The 1,160-nt window shown below is 63.4% G+C and carries 1 protein-coding gene; it reads left to right on the top strand.

The window, feature by feature from the left end; translation table 11 throughout:
- Positions 1-83: 83 nt before the first annotated feature.
- A complete protein-coding gene (locus tag L3X40_RS21845; protein ID WP_237367433.1) occupies positions 84-1,013 on the top strand; it encodes an electron transfer flavoprotein subunit alpha/FixB family protein in 930 nt (309 codons plus the stop codon).
- Positions 1,014-1,160 lie beyond the last annotated feature (147 nt).

The raw sequence follows: 1,160 nt of genomic DNA, 5'->3' as shown, positions 1-1,160 counted from the left end.
CCGGTACACTTTTACTCCGAAATGAACGGACCCCAAAAGACCCGTCAGTGGTACATTTTTACTCCGCCGTTTATAAAACACCGATGAATACGCTCGTTTGGGTCGAACACGACAATTCCGCCGTCAAAGAGGCGACGCTGTCCGCCGTCACCGCCGCTTCGCAACTGGGCGAGGTTCACTTGCTCGTCGCCGGCTCGGGCTGCGACGGTGTGGCGCAGGCGGCCGCACAGATCGCCGGCGTCGAAAAGGTACATCTCGCTGACAGCCCCGTCTACGCCAACGCGCTGGCCGAAAACGTCGCCCCGCTGATCGTCGACCTGATGGGCCATCACGACGCCTTCGTCGCGCCCTCGACTAGCAACGGCAAGAACATCGCGCCGCGCGTCGCCGCGCTGCTCGACATCATGCAGGTGTCGGACATCCTCTCGATCGAAGGGCCGAAAACGTTTACCCGCCCGACTTACGCCGGCAACGCGATCGCTACGGTGGAGAGCGGCGACGCGAAGCTCGTCGTTACCGTTCGCGGCACGGCATTCGCGAAGGCGGCGGCTAGCGGCGGCTCGGGCATGGTCGAGGCGATCCCCACTGGCGGCGACGCCGGCCTGTCGAGCTTCGTCGGCGCCGAGATTGCGAAGCTGGAGCGCCCGGATCTGACCAGCGCCAAGGTGATCGTCTCGGGGGGCCGCGCGCTCAAGGACGGCCCGACTTTCGAGCAGGTGATCTTCCCACTCGCCGACAAGCTCGGCGCCGCCGTCGGCGCCAGCCGCGCCGCGGTCGATGCCGGCTACGTGCCGAACGACTATCAGGTCGGCCAGACCGGCAAGATCGTCGCGCCCGAAGTCTATATCGCCGTCGGCATCTCCGGTGCGATCCAGCACCTCGCCGGGATGAAGGATTCCAAGACCATCATCGCCATCAACAAGGACGAGGACGCACCGATCTTCCAGGTGGCGGACATCGGTCTCGTCGGCGACTTGTTCAATGTCGTCCCGGAGCTGACCGGCAAGCTTTGAAGCTTGCTCGACCCAGTGTATCCCTCCGAGGGAGGCCGTCTTGCATGGATGAGCGTCGTGGGTGAGATCGTCCTAGTCACCCGGAACTGTAATCCACCTCATTGATTCACGCCTCTTTGAGGAGATGAACAATGCTAGGTCGGCAGG

The organism is Rhizorhapis sp. SPR117, assembly GCF_021742065.1.
Note: the sequence above shows the minus strand (reverse complement) of the source record. Positions and strands in the feature narration are given on the sequence as shown.

Coding starts and splice junctions, on each gene's coding strand:
- L3X40_RS21845 (WP_237367433.1), top strand. CDS start 84: ATGAATACGCTCGTTTGGGTCGAACACGACAATTCCGCCGTCAAAGAG.